A 22,659-nucleotide genomic window follows, 5' to 3' on the forward strand; every position below is an offset into this window, starting at 1 on the left:
TGGCCTCGTGTCGGATCGCTAGCGGAGATCGCCTTGCGCGTCCTGCTCGGACCTGTCCTTCTCCGCGACAGCGTCTTCCGGCTCGGCGCTCGCCGGCGCTTGCGCTTCCGCGCTGCCAGCATCGACCTCGTCGAGCCGGTAGCCGTGCGTATAGACGGTCGTCAAACGCACGCCGTTGTCCGGATGCAGGGCCAGCTTGCGTCGCAGCCGGTAGATATGCGTGTCGATCGTGCGCGACGTACTATCCAGCTCGCGGCCCCACGCAAGCTTCGCCAGAAGCCGCTTGGAAACGACCCGTCCGACGTTCGCGAAAAAATAGGCCGCCACGTCGAATTCCTTTTCCGTCAACAAGATCGATTCGCCGTGCAGAAAAACACTGCGCTGCGTGACGTCGAATACATACGGCCCAACCGCGATTGCACTTTCCACCTTTATGCTGCGTCGTGTGCGACGCAACAGCGCGCCTACCCGTGCCCCCACCTCTTTGGTCCGGAACGGCTTGACGACGTAGTCATCCGCGCCGGCGTCCAGCGCCTGCACGATGTCGACTTCCAGAAGCCGGCTGGTCACGAACAGCACCGCGGGTTCGCGGCCCAGGTGACGGCGTATCCAGTACAGCACCTCGAAGCCGCTCATGCCCGGCAATTCCCAGTCGAGCACCACGAGATCGACCTCGTTGGCCTGAAGAAAACTGATTGCGTCCTTGCCCCGCTCGACCTTGTTTATTCGATGCCCGGATTGCCCGATTTCCCTTTCGACCGAATCAGCTTGCGCGGGATCGTCTTCCACCAACAGGATATTCATCTATCACCTTTTTCTTTCGCCCTGGCGACTTGAAGACCGGCCCGCTCGACAAATGCGGCGAAAGACATTTGCATCTGGAATTTCACTCACACGAGCAACCAGTTCAAACAGGACGAAAAAGCCAACATAAAAAATCGCATACGGCACCAGGTCGGCGTGAGCGGCCAGCGGCGCCGGCCCCGTACGCCTTGTGAATTTCGAGAAGAAAGATAGAGCCAGTCGCTTTTCAAATCCCCCCCTTTGCGAGCTCAGGATTACCCATAAGTCGCTCGCGACTGTGCGATTGAAGGGCGATGGCTTGTAAACGGTGACGACCGATGTTAACTTTGATCCGGTTCGTGATCTGTGATGTCGGGCATTGTCGGACACATCTGACCTTGATGATTGGGCAAATGAAGAGTTTGGCGCCGCCGAGCTCGGCGACGCTCGCCTGACCAGACGGCTCGTGACGCTGGCACGCAAGCTTTCGTTGGGCCCACATTGCTCTTTTCCGCAGTCGTTCAATGGTTCGGAGCTGAAGGCGGCATATCGTTTTTTCGACAACCCGCACGTGGATGTCGATGGCGTGCTGGGTGGGCACATCGGTCAAACGCTGTGTCGTATGCAACAGGTGCCAGTCGTCCTTGCTGTTCAGGACACCACCGAGTTCAATTTGTCTCATCTGCGGGCAACCGAAGGTCTGGGATATGGCTCCGATCCACATGTGCGTGGTTTCCTGATACACAGTCTGCTTGCGCTCACGCCAGAGGGGCTGCCACTCGGGGTGATCGGGATGAAGACCTGGATACGCAGGCACGAGGAGTTGGGCAAGAAACATCTGCGTGGGCAACGAACCGTACAACAGAAAGAGAGCGCGAAATGGCTCGAAGGCATCGAGCAACTGGGCGTACTCAAGACGCACTGTCCGTGCACGCATGTCATCGGCGTGAGCGACCGTGAAGGCGATGTCTATGACGTGTTCCTGGCGCAGCGGCCTGCCGGTGTCGACTGGTTGGTGCGCGCGTCGTGGAACCGACGCGTTGCTCACCCCGATCGATATTTGTGGGAAACCGTGCTGGCCTCGCCAGTGCTTGGAGAGGCGCAACTGCAGGTGCCTGCACGCGAAAACCGCCAGGCACGCACCGCACGGCTGGTTGTGCGCTGCATGCCCGTACGCCTTCGTCCGCCGCAAAATCGTCGTCGCGAGAAGCTTCCCGAAATTGAAGTGTTTGCAATTCATGCACAGGAAACGAACTTAGACGAAGGAGCAGAGCCATTGGAATGGCTTCTACTGACTTCGGTGCCTACGCAAACACACGCAGAGGCCCTCGAGCGTCTTGCATGGTATGCGCGCCGATGGACGATTGAATCGTGGCATCGTGTGCTTAAAAGTGGCTGTCGCATTGAAGCCCGCCAATTTGGCAATCTCGATCGATTCGTCCGCGCCACCGCATTGTTCGCCGTCGTAAGCTGGAGGATCCTGTACTCCATGTTGCTTGCCAGGCTTGATGGCAACCTGCCATGCGAAGTATTGCTGCAGCCAATCGAGTGGCGAGCCCTCTACTGTCGTACGCATGGCAGTACCGAAATACCTGATAAACCGCCGTCACTCGCGCAGGTCATCTTGTGGATCGCCAGACTCGGCGGATATCTCGCTCGAAAGCATGATCGTCCACCTGGTCCTACCGTCATCTGGCGTGGATTTCTTGTCCTGCACGAAATCACGATGATGTACCGAATATTCAGGCAAAACGAATAGCACCATCACATTACTTGTGGGTAATCCTGAGCCTTTGCGAGGGGGGGATGGTGTTTTCGAAGGGGGGGTCATATTGCACGATCACCCCCCCTTATCAGTGATTCGATCTGGCGCGCGAGCATCCGGCCGCGCGTCGGCTGCGGTAATGGATCGGGATCGTCGCGGACATACAGCCGGTTTCCCCGTCGCGCTCGTACCGACGCCGCCCTTGACCTTCAGGTTGGCGGTCACGCGCGCGGAAAAGCCGATTGCAACGGCCGTGTAGCCCTTGTAGTTGCCCGAGCCGATTCCAACCGAGAGGGTCTTGCCGGGGTCGACGTCCGGGATCATCGTCAACGCGGTCGCGCCGGCGATGCCTGAATAGGCCTGGCGCGCCACCGCGTTCACCCCCTGCTGAACCGAGTCCAACTGCTGCATGTTGACTGCGTCGGTCGGACTGACGTCCGGCGCGACGTTCGAGATCGTCCGTTCGTGACCGAGCGAGCCGATCGACACCGAGTTCGCGTCGCTGGCGACGGAGCCCGCACCGAGCGCGACCGAGTTGGGCGCGGCCACAACCGCATTCGCGCCGACCGCCGACGAACCCGCGCCGCTCGCCTGCGCGCCCGACCCCAGCGCGACGCTGCCGCCGACACCGCCGAGCGTCACGCTTGCATGGGACGCGTTGTCGTACAGCACCGCGTCGTTGGCGATCGCGGCCACCGCCTGCAACTGGCTCACGTTGACCGCATCGGTCGGCGCGGTGCCCGCGGCGACGCCGGTCAGTTGGCTCGCGCCCGCGGTGCCCATGAAGTCGACGACGTTGCCGCCCGTGTTCGCGCCGACCGTTATCGTGCCATTGCCCGGCGCGCCGCCGACCTGCTGCACGAGGCCGACGGTGCCGTTGGCGATGCCTGTCGACAGTGCCGTCACACTGCTCGACGCCGTGGCGAGGCCGGTGGACAACGACGCGAAATTGCTGTGGTGGACGTTACGTCGGTTTGTGCTTGCTGATGTCAGTTGAGGTCGAAGTCGACAACGAAGTCAATTGCCTAAAATTGACGGCATCGGTCGGGCACACGCCCGCGCCGCGCATTACGACGACCTTGCCCGGTTGCACGCGGCCGTCCTTGATCGCCGCGATCGAATCGTCGGATGTCGAGAAGCGGATCGCCTCGCCGGTGAACGCGGGCTGCTGACAGCCGGCCCAGTCTGAACAACGCTCACACCCCACTGCCGCCCACGGTCCGCTGACTCTTCCACTGCCCCTGCTGTACCTCGAACAGCGTATAAGGCGGCTTGATCAGATCCCCATGCGGATCGAACGCGATTTTCCCCGTCACGCCAGTCACGTTCACTTTTGGAAAAGCCGCGACGATCCTGGCGCGATCGAGCGAGTCCGTGTCCTGGATCGCCTGAATCATCGCCAGCGCGGCGTCGTATGCGAACGGCGCATAAAGCTCGACATCCTGATTGAAGCGCGCCTTGTAGCGCTTGCCGAACTCCTGCGCGGACGGCAGCTTGTCGAGCGCCGGACCGGGCTCGAGATCGCGTGTACCTTCGCCCGCGTTGCCCGCAATCTGCAGGAACGCGTTGCTCTTCAGCGCGCCCGCGCCAAACAGTTGCGCGGGCATGCCGAGCGAGCGCATCTGCTTGACCAGCATCGCTCCCTGTTCGTCGAGCCCGCCGAAGAAAATCAGGTCGACGTTTTTCTGCTTCAATGAAGTCAGGATCGCGCGCAGATCGACCGCCTTGTCGTTGGTGAACTCGCGATCGACGATATTGCCGTTCGCCTGCTTCGCGCCCTTCTCGAACGCATCGGCGAGGCCCTGGCCGAACGCGGTGCGGTCGTCGATGATGCCGATGCGCTTCGCCTTCAACTGCTGCACCGCGAACTCGCCCGCGATCACACCGCCCACGCCGTCGTGCCCCATCGTGCGAAACACGTTCGCGAAACCCTGCGCGGTGAGCGCCGGGTTCGTCGAGCCCGGCGTAATCATCGCGACGTTCGCCGTGTGATAGACGGCCGAGGCCGGAATGCTGCAGCCCGAGTTGTAATGGCCGATCACGCCGACCACGCCGTCGTCGACGAGCTTCTGCGCGACCTGGATCGCGATGCGTGGATCGGCCTGATCGTCCTGCACGTCGAGCACGTATTTGACGGGTTTGCCGCCGATCATGGGATGCTTCGCGTTCGCTTCGTCCACCGCGAGCTGCGCGCCGTTCTGCAGATCCTTGCCGACCCGCGCGACGGGTCCGGTCAGCGGTCCGACGAAGCCGATCTTGACGATTTGCGGCTCGGCGCCGTACGACGGCGCATGCGCACACAACATCCCAAGGGCGAGTGCGACAACCAGATTTCTGCGTTTCATGATGTCCGTCCTTTTCCGTGCAGCAGTTACGGTGGTTAAAAACGACGCGGGCTATATGGCGTGAGATCGACCGGCGGCACGCGCCCCGCCACCAGATCGGCGACGACGCTGCCCGTGACACCGCCCAGCGTGACGCCCAGATGCTGATGACCGAATGCGTAGACGACGCGTGGCGACCCGCTCGACGGCCCGACGACCGGCAAGCCGTCGGGCAGACTCGGACGGAAACCGAGCCAGTCGCTATCCGGTTGCGGCAATTGCGGCAGCGCGTGCTGCGCGGAGCGCGTGATCAGATCGAGCAGCGCGGCATTGCGCTGTGGTCCATAGCCGCCGAGCTCGACGGTGCCCGCCGCGCGGATGCCGCCGTCCATCGGCACCATGTAGAAGCCGCGCTCGGCCCAGCCGCACGGCCGCGAAATCAGCGACGACGTGCCGGGAAAACGCACGTGATAGCCGCGTTCGGTATCGAGCGGTACGCGGTCGCCGCATTGACGCGCGAAGCGGCCCGAAAACGCCCCGGCACAGACGACCATCTGCGCGGCGGCGTGGGCGCGACCCGCGTCGTCGACGATGCGCACGCTGGTGGCGCCCGGCACGAGCGTACGAACCGCGCTGCGCTCATGCGTGAGACCGCGAGCGAGCAGCGCCGCATGCAGCGCCTGCAAGAAGCCGCGCGGATCGCTGAGGAACCAGCTGCCGTTGAACAACGTGCCGTGCGCAAAGATCGGCGCGAGATTCGGTTCGAGTGCGGCGATGCCGGCGCGGTCGAAGTTTTCGAAGCTCACGCCGAGCGACCGGCGCAATGCGAGCGACGGCTGGGCGGCCTCGAACGATGCCGCATTCGAATACAGGTACAGGCATTCGCGGGGCCGCACGAAGCGCGACAGGTCGTCGCTCTCGAGCATCTCGCGATAGCCGTCGAACGCGCGCGACAGCAGGCTCGCCAGCGCCTGCGCGCTGTGCTCGTAGCGGCGCGGCATCGACGCGTACAGAAAGCGCGCAAGCCACGGCGCGAGTTGGGGCAGATAGCGCCAGCGAATCCGCAGCGGACTCGTCGGCGAAAACAGGAAACGCGGCAGATTGCGGAACACCGCCGGGTTGTTCACCGGAATGCATCCGTAGTTGGCGAACGTGCCCGCATTGCCGTATGACGTGGCCTCGCCCGGACCGAGCGCGTCGAACAACGTGACGTGGTGACCGTCGCGCATCAGCCAGTAGGCGCACGACAGGCCGACGAAGCCCGCGCCCAGCACGGCGACTTCGCTCATCGCGTTCGCCGGCCGGCCAAACTGGCCGCTCGACCCGAACCCGCACCGGACACACCGACCGGCAGAGCGTGCTCTGCTGTTCTGTCACAACCGTCCCTCCTGTACTACAGTTGCGCGTCGCCTTTCGACACAGCGCCATACAAATCATGCTTTAATACTCACACAAAGTTTTTTTGTGTGCAATTAATTTGGCTTTGTGTGGACTTAGGTACTTTCCCCGAGCGAAACGGGCGAGCATCGTGCAGGGCAACGTAACTTTCGCTTGGCGAGCCGATGACAAACGGGTTTAGTATTGGCTTGTCCGGTACGGTCGAACGAGTTTTTGTATGGAGATTCAAGCTGGATGAAAAGCGCAATTGACCACACAAACGGTGAAGACGTTCTCCAGACAAAGGGGCGTCAGCCGACTTATCTCGAAGTGTCGCGCAGCCTCGAGGAAAAAGTCCGCAGTGGCCTCTACCCGCCGGGCAGCCGCCTGCCGCCGCAGCGCGAGCTTGCGTTGGAGCTGGGCCTGAATGTCTCGACCGTGTCGCGCGCGTACAAGGAGTTACAGACGCGTGGGCTGATCGTCGCGAGCAAGCGGCGCGGCTCGATCGTCATCGGCGGCGCCATGCCTGCCGTACATGCCCGCAGCGACAGCACGTCGGCAAACGGCAACCCCAACCGGAACGCCGTGCTCGATCTGACCGTGAACCGGCCTGCCACCGGTGAATTCCTCACACAACTCGCGCGGACGATGGCGCAAATTGCGCACGATCCCCGCTATCCGGAGACCCAGGAATATCAGCCGCCGCAAGGCCCCGAATGGGCGCGGGCCGCGGGCGCGCAATGGCTCGCCGCGCCCGGCTTCACTCCCGGCGCCGACAGCGTGGTCGTCACGAGCGGCGCACAGCATGGCCTGTATGCGGTGTTGAGCAGCTTGATGGGGCATGAAGGCGTGATCCTGTCGGATCAGCTGACCTACTATGGGCTGAAAGCCCTTGCGCCGGTGTTTCAGTTCGAACTCGTCGGCATTCCGAGCGACGACGAAGGGCTGCTGCCCGACCGTCTCGAAGACGTCTGCCGGCATCGGCGCGTGAAGGCGATCTTCACGGTGCCGAATCTGCAGAACCCGACCGTCGTGACGATGAGCCTCGCGCGTCGCGCGGCGCTCGCCGACATCGCGCGTCGGCATCACATCGTGATCATCGAGGACGACGTGTACGGTCCGCTGCTGCAAGCGCGCCTGCCGACGATCGCGAGCCTGTGCCCGGAGCTGACCTTCCACATCGCGTCGACGTCGAAGATCCTCGCGCCGGGTCTACGCATCGGCTATCTGCGCACGCCGCCGCATGGCGCGGCGCTGGCCGCGGAAGCGGTGCGAACGACCGCATGGATGCCTGCGCCGCTGTCGACGCTGATCGCGACACGCTGGATCGAGGACGGCACCGCGCGGACGATCCTCGACGCGCAGCGCGCCGAGTTGCGCGCGCGCCAGGAGATCGCGCGCGAACTATTGCCCGCCGAGCATCTGAAGAGCGACCCCGCATGCATGTTCGTGTGGTTGCGCGTGCCGCCGCCGTGGCGCTCGGACGACTTCGCGGCAAACGCGCTCGCACGCGGGGTCAACACGATGCCCGCATCCGCGTTCGCGGTCGATCGCTCGACGGTCGAGCACGGCGTGCGCATCAACCTCGCTTGCGCCGAGTCGCGCGAGCAGTTGACGCGTGGCCTGCAGATTCTCGCGCACACGCTGCGCGACCGGCCGCGCGCGCTGTTCGGCACGATCTAGCTAGCAGTGGAAGCGTAAAGCGGAGCCGCTAGAATACGGCACCCCCTGCCCAGCCGAGCCGCCTTCATCCGATGACTCCGTCCGACGATTCAAGCCCTTCCTCACGCACGCACGCCGCCGATGCGCTGTTCGCTTTCCTGAAGACGCTGCCGCTCGGCGACCGCTTGATCGAGGGCGGCTTCATGGCCGTACAGGCCGTGGCGGGCGCGAGTCTCGCGTTCGGCATCGGTCGCGCGCTGCACACCGAGCAGGCGTTCTGGGCCGCGATCACCGCGATCGCGGTAAGCCAGCACAGTTATATCGACACCCGCAAGCTGTCGCGCGACCAGTTCATCGGTGCGATGGTCGGCGGTATTTGCGGGCTGATCGGCACGCTCGCGGGCGGCGGCCATTTTGCCGCGTACGCGGCGACCGTGGCGGTCGCGATCCTGATCTGCTGGGTCGTCAACGTCGGCAGCGCAGCGCGCCTCGGCGGCATCACCGCGACGATCATGCTGCTGGCGCCAGGCATCGGCCCGGCGTGGGACAAGGCCTTTCTGCGGCTTGCCGAAGTGACGCTCGGCACGGTCTGCGCGCTCGTGGTCGCCCGACTGATGGCGTCGCTCGAAAGGCGCGCGTTCAGCAAGGGCGATCCGCCCAGATAGAATCGCCCACGCGTTGAGTCTTTAGTCACTCATCCAGGGCACCGTCCGTTGGTGTGCGGCGCCGGTAACGTCCCGGCGTCACACCGACGCTTTGCGCGAATGCCTTGCCGAACGCCGCCTCCGATTGATAGCCGACCGCCTCGCCGATGTCCGCCGCGCTGCGTTGTGTGCGCAACAGCAGATCGCTGGCGATCGCCATGCGGATCTGCGTCAGAAAATCCATCACGGTCACGCCCGCGCGCTCGTTGAAGTGGCGCGCGTATGTCGCGCGCGACATCGCCGCGCGCTCGCCGAGTTCAGAGATCGTCCATGCGCGTTCAGGCGCGTCGAGCATGGCCTGCACCGATGCGCCGAGGCGTGCGTCCGTCAGCAACGCGAGCATCCCGGTGCCGTTCGCATTGCGCTCGCCGTGCACGCGCAGTGCCATCGCGAACAGCGCGTGGCTCAAGGCCGTCACGATCGCGAGCGCGCCAGGCTGACGCCGCTCCGCTTCGCCGCGCATCAGAGCGATCACCGCCTGCAACGCATCGAGCGTTTGCGCATCCCCGAGCGATACGTGCAGCGGATCGGGCAGCACATTGAGCAGCAACGCCGATGAACCGGGCGCATAGACGAAGCGGCCGCACAGCAGATCGACGCCGTCATGAACCGCGGTGTCGTTGGGCGCGTGCGCGGCCGTGGCAGTGGTTTCGTGGTCATCGTTGCGCCGCACCGGCAGCATGCCGTCATGCCCGAGCGTCAACGGCAGGCCACCCGCCGAGCGCTTTACGTCGCGCACGCGATGCGCGGCGCCACGCGGAAACAGCATGAAATCGCCGGCCTGCAATTCGAGCGGCACGCCGGCGGCGGTCTCGATCACACAGCTGCCGTCGAGCACCAGATGAAACGGCGCGACGCCCGCCTCCAGCGGCGCGTGATCGAGGTCGAATGCGCCTGATAGCAGGCAGCGAAGATCGAGACTCGCTTGCGGCCGGGCAAGGTCGATCAGGCGACTGAGCGTGTCCATGAGACGAGCGCGCTAAAAGTTGAGTCGAATGAGTATTCAGGATATCGCGGCGCGGCGCAATACTTTGTCCCACGACGCCGGCAACCGCCGGCGCGCAACGGACCAAGGAGCACTGCCATGTTGAACTGGATCGATTACCGCAAGGAACTGTTCGGCCGTATCGGCGAAATGTCGAAGCTCGCGCCCGAAAGCGTGAAGGCGTATGAGGCAATGTCGAGCGCCGGTCAGAAGACCGATCTCCTCGGCGCGAAAACGCGCGAGCTGATTGCGCTCGCGGTAGCGGTCAGCCTGCGCTGTGACGGCTGTATCACGGTCCATACGGCCGAGGCTCTGAAGCACGGCGCGACCCGCGAGGAAATCGCCGAAGCGCTCGGCGTCGCGATGGCGATCAACGCGGGCGCGACGCTGGTGTACTCGGCGCGCACGCTGGACGCGGTCGCCGCGCATACGCAGGGGTAAGCGAGACTGATGATCAGACGCAGCGATCGCTAAGTCATCGTCCGTCCTTATGTGCCGCGTCGACCGGTCATGTCCGGCGATGCGGCGCGCGGCCCTTGGTGAAGCGATCGATCAAACGCGTATCAGCCTGATGACCGTTCCTCAGAACTGAATCGTCGTGCGCAAACCGAGAACCGCTTCGTTCTTGATGCGCTGGGACGAATCGTCCGGGTCCGGAATTCCGCCCCCCGGCCGCCAGAAGTACTGGAAGTCCGCTTGCAGCATCCACCACGGCGCGACCTGATACTGATAGGTGGCTTCGAGCATCGTCTCCGCGCTGCGCGACGGATAGCCCGGCGTGTACAGCGCCTGTGCGCTCGCGAGATCCTGCGCGTGCGAGCCGATCTTCGCATAACCGAGCGCGAGCCCGACCACGTCGTTGTCGCGCCCCTTGAACGGCGCCTTGAGCGTCACGCCCGCGTTCACGCCGAGATCGACCAGATTGCGATCGCCCGGTGCACCCATGATGCGCGCGAACACACCGAGCGACCGCGGACTGTCGGAGCCCGCGCGCCACACCATCTGATCGGCGACCGCGTAGAAGCTGTAGTTGCCGCGATGACTCGTCGGCACGCCGTTGCTCGCCGGATTCGCTAGCGACACGCCGCTCGTATCGAAACCCTGATCCGCGAAGTGGTTGCTGTTGTACCAGAAGCCGAGCTTGTAGGTGCCCGGCAGGCCGGCCGGCTTCGGGTCGGACGCATTCGCCGACGGCTGGTTGATCGCATACTGCAGTTCGCCGATCACGAGCACGCCGTTGCCGAGATTGAAGTTCGTGCCGCTCGCGTCGAGCTTTTGCGGATCGCCGACGCCTGGCGCCGGATTGCCGTCGAATACGCCGCCCAACACGGTTACTCCGTTCGCGAACGACGCCCGCGCCCTCACGCCGAGCGACGACAGCGGATAGGCCGGGCCGCCCGCCGGCAGATCGACGGACGGCAGCACTGGCCAACCGAACGTCGCGTTCATGAAGGTGGCCGCGTACTGGCTGACCATGAACTCCTGATCGAGACTCTGCTGACCGAACTTCACGTCGACGTTGCCGAGCGACTGCTGATACCACAGTTCCCACAGACGGGTCGCGGCATCGGCTTCGATGCCGCTCGCGGTTTGCAGCGTTTGCAGATTTCTGGCGGTCAGGCTCGTACCGTGAATCTGCAGACCGGACACGTTGAAAGTGCCGCCCGGCAATCCAAACGCCTTTTGCGTATCGACGACGAGTCCGAACTCGGTCAAGCCTTGATAAGCACCGCCGCGATTCGTCCCGCCCGAGAGGTTGCCCATGTACTCGCCGGTCTCCTGCAGATTGAAAGTCACACCGTAGTTGCCGAGCCACGGACGCAAACCGCCCATGTCGCCGAGCAGGTTCGAGCGCTCCCACAATCCCGTGGGCGCGGCGACGCTCTGATCGGCGGGCGCCGCATGGTCCGTGGCGCCGGGAGCCGGTGCGGCCGGTGCAGTCGATGGCGCCGCTTGCGTCGGCGCGGCTTCGCCCGGTGTCTGCGCGAACGCGCAAGGAACGAGGCCGAGAGAAAGAACCGCGCTCACGGCGATGGCACCGCCGGAGCTCAGCGGTCTGCGCTTGTCGATATTTTCCATCACGTATCGGGGGTTGAAGTTATAGGCGGATTGCTCCGTTGTTATTCGCACACGCAGGTGGCAAACGTGTGTTCAATTCATTGCCGGCATGCAAGCTTGCGCGAGCCAGCGACGTTACCGTGACGCATTCCGGCGCACAACGGCGCAACGCGCTTACGGATTCCGCCCGTAACAGGCGTTGCTGCAATATATGAAGCAGATAGACAAGCATCATCCCTCCGCGCCGCTCGGCCCGAAGGCGAGCGCAATGCGAAAGCGCAACGGCCTCTGCAAGCAGAGGTTGCAGACGACCGTCAGAAAAGAGGAAGCGTGCTACGGAAAACCGGCAGCAAAGGCCGGTCAGAATTGAAGCGCGCTAACCCGAATGGGGCGAGTTAGCGGCGAAGGAGTGAACCTGCGGCGACTATCTCGCGGTTGTGTTGCCGGCGCTGGCCGGCATCGGACTTCCACTGCCTGAACATGCGTCCATGGATGACTCCTTCGATACGTTGGGGCGGATTGTATTGACATCGCCCGCAAAAGCGCAAGTAAAAAACGCATAAAGACAACGTCGGGTTCTCGGAGCCGCACGCAATGATTCTCGAGCTCGTTGCGCAAGCCTTCGTCGATAAATGTTGGCTCTGCTTACAGAATCTGGTTGACTCCGGGTTTTTACCGCGTCTAGAATTCGCCCGTCTTCTCAAATGGGGCTGATGCCTTGGACACCTGCAGTAGTCGATCTTCGAACAGTTTCACTGCCTGACCGGCAGAACGTCCGCGCCCCTTTCCCCACGCCGCCGTTCCGCCAGCAGGCAGAACGGTGCGCGCCGTAGCAAATCTTCTTCGTGCACCTCGATCGTGAGCGCCATGTGGACGCGGCCTTCGCTCGTCCGCACTGGCACGCCCTCGCAAGCCTTCGGGTTTGCGGCCGACGCTCGCCGCTACCCCGCGCCTTGTCGCGGGTTCTGGCGAGGCCGGTAAAACCACGCTGCGCGCCTGAGCGCAGTTCAACCCGACGAGGAGCCCCATGCCCGACAGTGACAGTTGTTGTTTATGCCCCTTCCCTTCAGCCTTAGAGAAGGAAAGCAGCTAGCAACCTGACGCCGCGCCAAGCGTGCGACGTTGGACCGTCCGCCCGCTTTCCGCTTTCCGCTTGCCGCGTCACATACGACGCGCGGAGAAACGTCATGTATTTCGCTCTGCTTTTGCCGCATCTGCCTTATCGCAACGAGTCGCGCGCTCACTACGAGTCGCTTCTGTCGCTCGATCCGGTCCAATCGAATCGGCTTGTCACGCTGTGGCGCCGAATCGGGTCGCTGCTCTCTTAAGTCCTGCCAGGTTTACGTCACGAATCAACGCCATTATCGAAAGACTGTGGCGTTGCCTCGTCGTGGCCGTTGCTTGCTGAATGAGCCCTTTCATCAACTTGCGATTCGTCATGTTCCAACTCAACAATCCCTCGCGAATCGATGCATGTGTCGCCGCCCTGTACGGCGACACGACTTCGCTGTGCGCGAATACCCACCGCCCCGGAGGTTACTGATGGAGTTCGGTTTCAACCTGAACCGCACCGCCAATGCATCCGCACGACGGCTGCGTCCAAACGGATGGGACTTCGTTGCGTTCCCGCTGATCATCTGCCTGATCGCGATGGCGTCGATCGGCTTTCACGAGACGCTCGCGCCGATGTCGACGCTCAACACGCAGGCGATCTCGCTCGATCCGGCCAACCTGCCCGAGTACGCGATGCGCACCACGCTGCGCATGCTCGCGGCGATGGTCGCGTCGCTGATCTTCACGCTGGTCTACGGGACGCTGGCCGCCAAGAGCCGCCGCGCCGGTCTCGTGCTGGTGCCGATCCTCGACATCCTGCAGTCGGTGCCGGTGCTCGGCTACATCTCGTTCACGGTGACGTTCTTCCTCGCGATGTTCCCGGGCCGCGTGCTCGGCGCCGAACTCGCCGCGATCTTCGCGATCTTCACGAGCCAGGCGTGGAACATGACGTTCAGCTTCTATCAGTCGCTGCGCACGGTGCCGCGCGATCTCGACGAAGTCTCGCGCGGCTTTCATCTGACTTCATGGCAGCGCTTCTGGAAACTCGAAGTGCCGTTCTCGATGCCCGGCCTGATCTGGAACATGATGATGTCGATGTCGGGCGGCTGGTTCTTCGTCGTGGCTTCCGAAGCGATCACGGTCGGCAATCATACGGTTACGCTGCCGGGCATCGGCGCCTACCTGGCGCAGGCGATCAGCGACAAGAACCTGCACGCGGTCGGCTGGGTCATCCTCGCGATGACGGTCGTGATTCTCGCCTATGACCAGTTGCTGTTCCGTCCGCTCGTCGCGTGGGCCGACAAGTTCCGCATGGAGACCACGACTTCGGGCAATGCGCCGCAGTCCTGGCTGCTCGACATGATGCGGCGCACACGTCTGATTCATCAGTTGCTGACGCCGGCGGGCGTGATGCTCGCGACCACCGCACGCATTCCGTTCCGTGTGCCTTTCGCGAGCGCGCGACGGGCCATCGGACCGCGCGGCGAGAAATCGACGCGCGTGGGGGACATCGTGTGCGGCGTGCTCGTATTCGTGCTGACGGTCTATGCGATCTATCGCGTCGTCGCCTATGTGCGTGCCGGCGTCACGCTCGACGAGGTCGGTCACGTGTTCGTGCTCGGGCTCATCACACTACTGCGTGTCGCCGTGCTGATCGCGATCTCCTCGGTGATCTGGGTACCGATTGGGGTGTTGATCGGCCTGCGTCCGGCCCTCGCCGAGAAGGTCCAGCCGCTCGCGCAGTTTCTCGCCGCGTTCCCCGCGAACCTGCTGTTCCCGGTGTTCGTGATCGTGATCGTGCGCTTTCATCTGAATCCGGATATCTGGCTGTCGCCACTGATCGTGCTCGGCACGCAGTGGTACATCCTGTTCAACGTGATCGCGGGCGCGACCGCCTATCCGAACGACTACCGCGAGGCGGCCATCAATTTCCGCATCCGGGGCTGGCAATGGTGGCGCCAGCTGATGCTGCCGGGCGTATTCCCTTACTACGTAACCGGCGCGATCACCGCATCGGGCGGCGCGTGGAACGCGAGCATCGTGTCCGAGTTCGTCCAGTGGGGCGATACCAATGTGGTCGCGCACGGCCTCGGCGCCTATATCGCCGAGACGACCGCCGCGGGCGACTTTCCGAAGATCATCCTTGGCGTCGCCGTGATGTCGCTATTCGTCACGCTATTCAACCGCGCGCTGTGGCGCCCCCTGTATGCCTTTGCCGAAATCAGGCTGCGACTCGACTAGGAGTGAACCCATGCAAAACGTCATTCAAGCCATTCCCGCCGACCTGCTCCAGTCGTCGCCGCGCGTGGGCGCGCAAGTGCTGAACATCGAGCACGTGAGCCGCGGCTTCCATAAAAACCAGAGCGAGCTGCTGGTGCTCGACGACGTCAATCTGACGCTGCACGAGGGCGAAATCGTCGGACTGCTCGGCCGCTCGGGCTCGGGCAAGTCGACGCTGCTGCGCATCATCGCCGGTCTGATCCGGCCGACGAGCGGCAATGCGACCTACCTGGGCAAGCCGCTCGACGGTCCCGCCGAGGGTGTCGCGATGGTGTTCCAGACCTTCGCGCTGTTTCCGTGGCTGACGGTGCTGCAGAACGTCGAAGCGGGGCTGGAGGCGCTCGGCGTCGGCGTCGAGGAACGGCGCACGCGCGCGCTCGCCGCGATCGATCTGATCGGCCTCGACGGTTTCGAAAACGCGTATCCGCGCGAACTGTCGGGCGGCATGAGGCAGCGCGTCGGCTTCGCGCGCGCGCTCGTCGTCGATCCGACCATCCTGCTGATGGACGAGCCGTTCTCCGCGCTCGACGTGCTGACCGCCGAAACGCTGCGCACCGATCTGCTCGACCTGTGGAACCAGGACCGCATGCCGATCAAGTCGGTGCTGATCGTCACGCACAACATCGAGGAAGCCGTGTTCATGTGCGATCGCATTCTCGTGCTGTCGTCGAACCCCGGGCGCGTGGTGGCCGAGACCGTAGTGCCGTTCGCGCATCCGCGCAACCGGCTCGACCCGGATTTTCGCGCGCTCGTCGACGAAATCTACGCGAAGATGACCGCGCGCCCCAGCGACACCGCGTCCAAACGCGAACTCGAACCCGGCAGCTGGTTGCCGAACGTGTCGACCAACCTGATGGCCGGTCTGCTCGAAACGCTCGCTGCAGCGCCCTACCACGGCCGCGCCGACATGCCCGACATCGCGCGCACACTGCAGCTGGAAGTCGACGAACTGTTCCCGATCGCGGAGATGCTGCAGTACCTCGGCTTTGCCGAAGTCAGCGAGGGTGACGTGTTCCTGACGCCACCCGCGCATCGATTCGCCGAGGGCAGCACGCAGGAGCGCAAGATCATGTTCGCCGATCATCTGTTGCAGCGCGTGCCGCTCGCCGCGCGAATCAGAAAGGTGCTCAACGAACGGCCCGGACATCGCGCGCCGCGCGTGCGCTTCGAGCAGGAACTCGAGGACCTGCTGTCCGACAGCGCGGCACAGGAGACACTCGATGCGGTGATCGACTGGGGTCGTTACGCGGAAATCTTCTCGTACAACGACAAGACGGAGACTTTCAGTCTCGCGGACGTCGAGACCTGAGCGAGTGCCGAAACGAAATGGCCGCGGAGAACCTGAGAGCGGTGGATCGTCTTCACGAGTTGGCGGTTTTTCCAGTCGACCGCCTCAGGCCCACGCGCGCGAGCATGAAACTCGCGCGGCCCATCGATGAAGATTCGGGCTTCCAAGGCGAACGCGAGTACGCCGTCGCGTTATCGCTGCACGACGTGCCGAACCTCGGCCAGCTGCTGCCGGCGTTGCTCGCCCTGCCGCTCCAGCATCCAGCCGGGGTACTCCGCCGGCAGCGCGCTGACTTCGGCCAGCTTCGCGAGCTCATCGGCGGATAGCGCGACGTTGGTCGCCGCGATGTTGTCGTCGAGCTGCTCGATTTTCTTCGCGCCGACGATCACCGTGCTGACGACACGCTGATGCAGCAGCCACGCCAGCGCGATCTGCGCGACCGAGACGTTTTTCGCTGCAGCGATTTCGCGCATCACGTCGATGCAGTCATACGCGCGCTCGCGATCGACAGGCGGAAAATCGAAGTTCGTGCGACGGCTGCCCGCCTCGGCCTGCTGCTCGCGTCCGTATTTGCCGCTCAGCAAACCGCCCGCGAGCGGACTCCACACCATCAGGCCGAGGCCTTCGCTTTGCAGCATCGGTACGAGTTCGCGTTCGAGATCGCGGCCCGCGAGCGTGTAATACGCCTGCAGCGTTTCGAAGCGCGCGGTGCCGAGCCGCTCGGCGATGCCGAGCGCCTTCGCGATCTGCCACGCGGCCCAGTTCGACACGCCGACGTAGCGCACGTGGCCGTGCTGCACGAGCGTATCGAGCGCACGCACGGTTTCCTCGATCGGCGTGGCCGGATCGAAACCGTGGATCTGATACAGGTCGACGTGATCGAGTTGCAGACGCCTCAGGCTCGCCTTGATGCCGTCGAGGATGTGATAGCGCGACGCGCCGCGCGCGTTTGCGAACTCGCCGGTCTGGCCGAACACCTTGGTCGCGATCACGACCTTGTCGCGCGGTACTTGCAGATTCTTCAGCGCCTGGCCGGTGATCTGTTCGGACAGGCCGCCCGCGTAAACGTCGGCGGTGTCGATGAAATTGATGCCCGCGTCGAGCGCCCGGCCAACCAGCCGCTCCGCGTCGTTCTGCTGCAGATCGCCGATCTGCCGCCAGATGCCTTCGCCACCGCCGAAGGTCATCGTGCCCAAACACAACTCTGAAACAAACACACCGGTACGGCCCAACTGGTTATATCGCATCGTCGACGCTCCATCGTGGCTGCAGGAAGAGTCGTCAAGCGTACTGCAATTGGCGGAGGTTGGTAGGAGTGGCATACACGCCGCAAAAAACTACGAATTCCAGCAGCGGCGCGAAGCCCGATGCGCCGCGCACGAGCGGCGAAAACCTGCGAGACTGACGGCTACTGCGCCGTCAGCGTGGAATGACCCACAACCCCAAAACGGTCGACATTGCCCGGTGCCGACTGGATATCGCCCGCGCCGCCCTCATCTGCACAAGCATGACTTCGGCAAAGACTTCCGCCGCACTCGACGCGGCGCCCCGCTCCCGCAAGGCCCGCTCCACCGCGAGCGCGGCGCGCCCCGCCGCGCCAGCCTTACCGCCAGCCCAGCAGGCACTCGACGGTTTTCACCCAGCCGTCGCCAACTGGTTCCAGCAAACCTTCGCCGCCCCGACCGACGCACAAGCCGCCGCGTGGCCGCAGATCCGTAGCGGCCGCTCGACGCTGGTCGCCGCGCCGACGGGCTCCGGCAAGACGCTGACCGCATTCCTGTCCGCGCTGAACGACCTGGTCTTGCAAGGCCTCGCGAACGGCGGCACGCTGCCCGACGAAACGCTGGTCGTCTACGTGTCGCCGCTGAAGGCGCTTTCGAACGACATCCGCCTGAATCTGCAACTGCCGCTGCAAGGCATCGCCGCCGAACTCGACAGGCTCGGCCTGCCGCCGCTCGACATTCGCACCGCGGTGCGCACCGGCGATACCACGCAGCAGGAACGCAACGCGTTGAAAAAGCGCGCGCCGCACATTCTCGTGACGACGCCCGAGTCGCTGTACGTGCTGCTCGGCTCGGATTCTGGCCGCCGCATGCTGGCGACGGTGCGCACGGTGATCGTCGATGAGATTCATGCGCTCGCCGGCAGCAAGCGCGGCAGTCATCTCGCGCTGAGCCTCGAACGGCTCGACGCCCTCTGTGCCCGGCGCCTGCCGCGCATCGGGCTGTCGGCGACGCAAAAGCCGGTCAGCGCGGTCGCGCGGTTTCTGGTCGGCGGCGCGAGCCTCGAGAGCGACGTACCGGCCGAGTGCGCGGTGATCGACGTCGGCCACGTCCGCGCGCGCGACCTCGCGCTCGAGATCCCGCCGGTGCCGCTCGAAGCGGTGATGGCCAACGAAGTGTGGGAGCGCGTCTACGACCGGCTCGCCGAGCTGGTCGCGCAGCACCGCACGACGCTGATCTTCGTCAACACGCGCCGGATGGCCGAGCGCGCCGCGCGTCATCTGACCGAGCGGCTCGGCAAGGACGCGGTCGCCGCGCATCACGGCAGTCTCGCGAAAGAACATCGTTTCGACGCCGAACAGCGCCTGAAACGCGGCGAACTGCGCGTGCTGATCGCGACCGCTTCGCTCGAACTCGGCATCGATATCGGCGACGTCGACCTCGTCTGCCAGATGGGTTCGCCACGCGCGATCGCGCCGTTCCTGCAACGCGTCGGCCGCTCGGGCCACCATGTCGGCGGCATGCCGAAGGGGCGGCTCTTTCCCGCCTCGCGCGACGACCTGCTCGAATGCGCGGCGCTGCTCGATTGCGTGCGGCGTGGCGAACTCGATGCGCTGCGCATCCCGCGCGCGCCGCTCGACGTGCTCGCGCAGCAGATCGTCGCGGAAGTGTCGAGCGCCGAGTGGAGCGAGGATGCGCTGTTCGACATGCTGCGGCGCGCAGCGCCGTACGCGGATCTGTCGCGCGAGCAATACGACGCGGTGCTGCGCATGCTCGCCGAGGGCTACACGAGCCGCCACGGCCCGCGCGCCGCGTACGTGCATCGCGATGCGGTAAGCGGCACGCTGCGCGGCCGGCGCGGCGGCAAGCTGGTCGCCGTAACGTCGGGCGGCACGATCCCCGAAAACGCCGATTACGCGGTCGTGCTCGAACCGCAGGCGATCAATATCGGCACCGTCAACGAGGACTTCGCGGTCGAAAGTCTCGCCGGCGATGTGTTCCAGCTCGGCAACGCGTCGTATCGGATTCTGCGAATCGAGAGTGGCCGGGTGCGGGTCGAGGACGCACAAGGGCAACCGCCGAACATTCCGTTCTGGCTCGGCGAGGCGCCGGGGCGCAGCGACGAGCTATCTTTCGCGGTCACGAGATTGCGGGAGCAGGTCGAGCGTTTGCTGACGGAGGGCGAGCCGGCGTCACACGCGGTTGCGTCGGTGCCAATCGCCGCGGCGCAATTCGAAGCAGCCGCAATGCCCGCTAAATCCGCGGCAAAGAGAGGACGCAAAGCGAAAGCTGCCGTGGCGCAGAGCGCGACGCAGACCACAACGGCGTCCGCAACCGCCGCAGCCACGTTGCCCGCGAGCGAAGCCGAACCTACCGCCGCGCGCCTCGACCACGCCATCGCCTGGCTCGCCGACGAGCTCGCGCTCGACGAGCCCGCCGCGCGCCAGATCGTCGAATACCTGGCGCGTGCCCGCGCCGCGCTCGGCGTACTGCCGACGCAGAGCACGCTGGTGATGGAGCGCTTCTTCGACGAATCGGGCGGCACCCAGCTCGTGATCCACTCGCCGTTCGGCAGCCGCGTGAACCGCGCGTGGGGGCTCGCGCTGCGCAAGCGCTTCTGCCGCAGCTTCGACTTCGAGTTGCAGGCCGCCGCCACCGAAGATGCGATCGTGCTGTCGCTGACCGGCAGCCACTCGTTCGTGCTCGACGAGGTCTGGCGCTATCTGCACTCGAACAGCGCTGAACATCTGCTGATCCAGGCGCTGCTCGATGCGCCATTGTTCGGTGTGCGCTGGCGCTGGAACGCGACGACCGCGCTCGGCCTGCCGCGCTACACGGGCGGCCGCAAGACCGCGCCGCAACTGCAGCGCATGCGCAGCGAGGATCTGCTCGCGAGCGTGTTTCCCGAGCAGGCCGCGTGTCTGGAGAACGTCGTCGGCGAACGCGAGGTGCCGCGCCACCCCTTGGTCGACCAAACCATCGACGACTGTCTGCACGACGCGATGGACAGCGAACGCTGGCTCGCGCTGCTGCGCCGCCTCGAGCGCGGCGAGTTGCGGCTCGTCGCGCGTGATCTGCCGGCGCCGTCACCGCTCGCCGCCGAAATCCTCACCGCGAAGCCCTACGCGTATCTCGACGACGCGCCGATCGAGGAGCGCCGCACCCAGGCGGTGCTGAACCGCCGCTGGACGGACCCTGCAAGCGCCGACGATCTTGGCGCGCTCGACGCCGCCGCGATCGACAGCGTGCGCGACGAGGCATGGCCGCAGGCGCGCAACGCCGACGAAATGCACGAAGCGCTGACGGGCCTCGCGTGCATCACCGGGGCCGAGGCGCTCGCGCACGAGGGTTGGCCGACGCTGCTTGCAGCGTTGGCGAAAGCCGGCCGGGCGACGCGCTTGCCGCTGGCCGCGCAAGCCAACGCGAGCACGGGCAACGACAACGCCAGCGACAGCGCACTGTGGCTGCCCGCCGAACGCCTCACCTGTTTCGAAGCGCTCTACCCCGGCATCGCGCGCAATCGCTACATGCCGCCGCTGAGCGCCCCGAAGGGCTACACCGAGAGCTGGAGCGCCGACGACGCGCTCGTCGACGTGTTGCGCGCGCGGCTGACCGGCTTCGGCCCGCTGACAGTCGAGGCGATCGCGCGCCCGCTCGGTTTGCCGGCCGACCGGATCGAACAGGCGCTGATCCGGCTCGAAGCCGAAGGCTATCTGTTGCGCGGCTGCTTCACGCCGCACACGAGCGACGAGGAATGGTGTGAACGACACCTGCTCGCACGCATCCACCGCTACACGGTGAGGCGGCTGCGGCGTGAGATCGAGCCGGTCGAGCGGCACGACTTCATGCGCTTCCTGTTCGAATGGCAGCATCTGACGCCGACGACTCAGCATCTGACGCCGACGTCGCGCGCCGAAGGCCGCGACGCGCTCGCCGCCGCGCTCGACCAGCTCGAAGGCTTCCAGGCCGCGGCGGGCGCGTGGGAGGAAGACATCCTGCCCGCGCGCGTGCGTGCCTACACCAGCAGTTCGCTCGATGAGCTATGCCGCGCCGGCAAGATCGTCTGGACCCGCCTGACCGAGCGGGCGCGCGGCGCCGCCGGTCCGGTCCGCGGCACGCCGATCGTGCTGCTGCCGCGGGTCCAGCTGCGTGCGTGGCGCGCGCTGCTCGATCCGGCGCGCCACGTCGAGTTGTCGGCGCTCGCGCAAAGCGTGCACGACACCCTCGCGCAACACGGCGCGATGTTCTTCGACGAACTGCTCGCCGAGGTGCGCGTGCTGCGCATGGAGCTCGAAAACGCGCTCGGCGAGCTGGTCGCGGCCGGTCTCGCGAACTCCGACAGCTTCGCGGGCTTGCGCGCGCTGCTGAAGCCGGTCGCCAAGCGCAACGCGTTTTCCAGCAGCCGGCGCGCGCGAGCGAGCGCGTTGATCGGCGGCATGGACGACGCGGGGCGTTGGGCGCTCGTAAGCCGTCCGTCCGCCGTGGCGCCGGAAAATCCACCCGAACGGCGGCGCCAGTTGCCGCCCGAGGCGCTCGAACACGTCGCAATGACGTTGCTGCGCCGCTACGGTGTCGTGTTCTGGCGCGTGCTCGAACGCGAGGCCGAATGGCTTCCGCCGTGGCGCGATCTGCTGCGCGTTCTGCAGAGGCTCGAGGCGCGCGGCGTGATCCGCGGCGGGCGGTTCGTCAACGGACTCGCGGGTGAGCAGTTCGCGCTGCCCGAGGCGATTCCGCTGCTGCGCGAGGTGCGCCGGCGGCCGAACGACGGTGCTCTTATCTGCGTTGCTGGGACTGATCCGCTGAATCTCGTCGGCACGCTGCTGGTCGGCGACAAGGTGCCGGCCGTGACCGGAAACCGCGTGCTGTATCGCGACGGCGTGATGGCGGCCACGCTGGTGGCCGGCAAGTTCCGGTTCGACGCGGCGCTCGACGCCAACCCGCCCGAACGCGAACGCGCCCGCGCGCTGCTGGCGCGCCGCCTCTAGCGACGTCATCGTGGCGTCGTTCTGGCGGGTATTAATCGCGCCGCGCGCGGCCGCGCCGGCCCATACCCATGGTTAGCAAAACGTTAACGATTCTTCGCTCGAATTGTCACGCTTAGATACAATGAGGCAGTTTCACTTTAGTATGAGGAAGACTGTCTGCCGCCGCCCGTCT

Annotated in this window: 15 protein-coding genes and 2 pseudogenes; 9 read left to right on the top strand and 8 right to left on the bottom strand. The window is 65.0% G+C overall.

Going from position 1 to position 22,659, the window contains the following annotated elements; all coding sequences use genetic code 11:
• Positions 1 to 18 precede the first annotated feature (18 nt).
• Entirely contained in the window at positions 19 to 804 is a 786-nt protein-coding gene (locus tag OKW28_RS02890) for a response regulator transcription factor (RefSeq protein WP_429443704.1), read from the bottom strand.
• Between the two features lie 358 nt (positions 805 to 1,162).
• Between OKW28_RS02890 and OKW28_RS02895 the strand changes: the two genes are divergently transcribed.
• Positions 1,163 to 2,542: an IS4 family transposase gene (locus OKW28_RS02895; RefSeq protein WP_429443705.1), complete on the top strand. Its 1,380-nt coding sequence runs from the start codon at positions 1,163 to 1,165 to the stop codon at positions 2,540 to 2,542.
• Between the two features lie 183 nt (positions 2,543 to 2,725).
• Here the strand turns inward: OKW28_RS02895 and OKW28_RS02900 are convergent.
• Positions 2,726 to 3,166, bottom strand: a pseudogene (locus OKW28_RS02900) (YadA family autotransporter adhesin); the annotation flags it as partial.
• Between the two features lie 69 nt (positions 3,167 to 3,235).
• Positions 3,236 to 3,331 (bottom strand): annotated as a pseudogene (locus OKW28_RS02905) (hypothetical protein); the annotation flags it as partial.
• 203 nt (positions 3,332 to 3,534) lie between these two features.
• On the opposite strand from OKW28_RS02905, the gene OKW28_RS02910 reads away from it, so the two are divergent.
• Positions 3,535 to 3,720 (top strand): hypothetical protein, encoded by a 186-nt coding sequence (locus OKW28_RS02910; RefSeq protein WP_429443706.1) that lies wholly within the window; start codon positions 3,535 to 3,537, stop codon positions 3,718 to 3,720.
• 24 nt (positions 3,721 to 3,744) lie between these two features.
• On the opposite strand, the gene OKW28_RS02915 is transcribed toward OKW28_RS02910, so the two are convergent.
• Together OKW28_RS02915 and OKW28_RS02920 are read right to left on the bottom strand one after the other, a co-directional pair.
• A complete protein-coding gene (locus OKW28_RS02915; RefSeq protein WP_429443707.1) occupies positions 3,745 to 4,893 on the bottom strand; it encodes a branched-chain amino acid ABC transporter substrate-binding protein in 1,149 nt (382 codons plus the stop codon).
• 35 nt (positions 4,894 to 4,928) lie between these two features.
• Positions 4,929 to 6,161, bottom strand: a complete 1,233-nt coding sequence (locus OKW28_RS02920) for an NAD(P)/FAD-dependent oxidoreductase (protein WP_429443708.1) — start codon at positions 6,159 to 6,161, stop codon at positions 4,929 to 4,931.
• Positions 6,162 to 6,504: 343 nt separating this feature from the next.
• Here OKW28_RS02920 and OKW28_RS02925 point away from each other — a divergent pair, with 343 nt between their 5' ends.
• Positions 6,505 to 7,932, top strand: coding sequence for a PLP-dependent aminotransferase family protein (locus tag OKW28_RS02925; protein ID WP_429443709.1), 1,428 nt, complete (start codon positions 6,505 to 6,507; stop codon positions 7,930 to 7,932).
• A gap of 71 nt (positions 7,933 to 8,003) precedes the next feature.
• Positions 8,004 to 8,576 carry an FUSC family protein gene (locus tag OKW28_RS02930; protein WP_429443710.1) on the top strand — a complete coding sequence of 191 codons (573 nt, stop codon included), beginning with the start codon at positions 8,004 to 8,006 and terminating at the stop codon, positions 8,574 to 8,576.
• Between the two features lie 25 nt (positions 8,577 to 8,601).
• Here OKW28_RS02930 and OKW28_RS02935 read toward each other — a convergent pair whose 3' ends face one another.
• On the bottom strand, positions 8,602 to 9,582 hold the full coding sequence (locus tag OKW28_RS02935) for a cupin domain-containing protein (RefSeq protein ID WP_429443711.1): 981 nt from the start codon (positions 9,580 to 9,582) through the stop codon (positions 8,602 to 8,604).
• A 117-nt stretch (positions 9,583 to 9,699) separates the two neighbouring features.
• On the opposite strand from OKW28_RS02935, the gene OKW28_RS02940 reads away from it, so the two are divergent.
• A complete protein-coding gene (locus OKW28_RS02940; RefSeq protein ID WP_429443712.1) occupies positions 9,700 to 10,041 on the top strand; it encodes a carboxymuconolactone decarboxylase family protein in 342 nt (113 codons plus the stop codon).
• Positions 10,042 to 10,182: 141 nt separating this feature from the next.
• On the opposite strand, the gene OKW28_RS02945 is transcribed toward OKW28_RS02940, so the two are convergent.
• Positions 10,183 to 11,679 carry a carbohydrate porin gene (locus OKW28_RS02945; protein ID WP_429443713.1) on the bottom strand — a complete coding sequence of 499 codons (1,497 nt, stop codon included), beginning with the start codon at positions 11,677 to 11,679 and terminating at the stop codon, positions 10,183 to 10,185.
• Between the two features lie 1,166 nt (positions 11,680 to 12,845).
• Between OKW28_RS02945 and OKW28_RS02950 the strand changes: the two genes are divergently transcribed.
• The 3 genes from OKW28_RS02950 to OKW28_RS02960 all read left to right on the top strand — a co-directional run bounded on the left by OKW28_RS02950 (position 12,846) and on the right by OKW28_RS02960 (position 16,300).
• Positions 12,846 to 12,986, top strand: coding sequence for a hypothetical protein (locus OKW28_RS02950; protein ID WP_184009884.1), 141 nt, complete (start codon positions 12,846 to 12,848; stop codon positions 12,984 to 12,986).
• A gap of 214 nt (positions 12,987 to 13,200) precedes the next feature.
• Positions 13,201 to 14,952: an ABC transporter permease gene (locus OKW28_RS02955; protein WP_429443714.1), complete on the top strand. Its 1,752-nt coding sequence runs from the start codon at positions 13,201 to 13,203 to the stop codon at positions 14,950 to 14,952.
• Positions 14,953 to 14,962: 10 nt separating this feature from the next.
• Complete coding sequence (locus OKW28_RS02960) at positions 14,963 to 16,300, top strand: AAA-associated domain-containing protein (RefSeq protein WP_429443715.1); 1,338 nt, start codon at positions 14,963 to 14,965, stop codon at positions 16,298 to 16,300.
• Between the two features lie 170 nt (positions 16,301 to 16,470).
• On the opposite strand, the gene OKW28_RS02965 is transcribed toward OKW28_RS02960, so the two are convergent.
• Complete coding sequence (locus OKW28_RS02965) at positions 16,471 to 17,526, bottom strand: aldo/keto reductase (RefSeq protein ID WP_429443716.1); 1,056 nt, start codon at positions 17,524 to 17,526, stop codon at positions 16,471 to 16,473.
• A gap of 260 nt (positions 17,527 to 17,786) precedes the next feature.
• Here OKW28_RS02965 and OKW28_RS02970 point away from each other — a divergent pair, with 260 nt between their 5' ends.
• Complete coding sequence (locus OKW28_RS02970) at positions 17,787 to 22,487, top strand: DEAD/DEAH box helicase (protein ID WP_429443717.1); 4,701 nt, start codon at positions 17,787 to 17,789, stop codon at positions 22,485 to 22,487.
• Positions 22,488 to 22,659 lie beyond the last annotated feature (172 nt).

Origin of the sequence: Paraburkholderia sp. 40, assembly GCF_050434105.1 — a bacterium.
Taxonomy (GTDB): domain Bacteria; phylum Pseudomonadota; class Gammaproteobacteria; order Burkholderiales; family Burkholderiaceae; genus Paraburkholderia; species Paraburkholderia tuberum.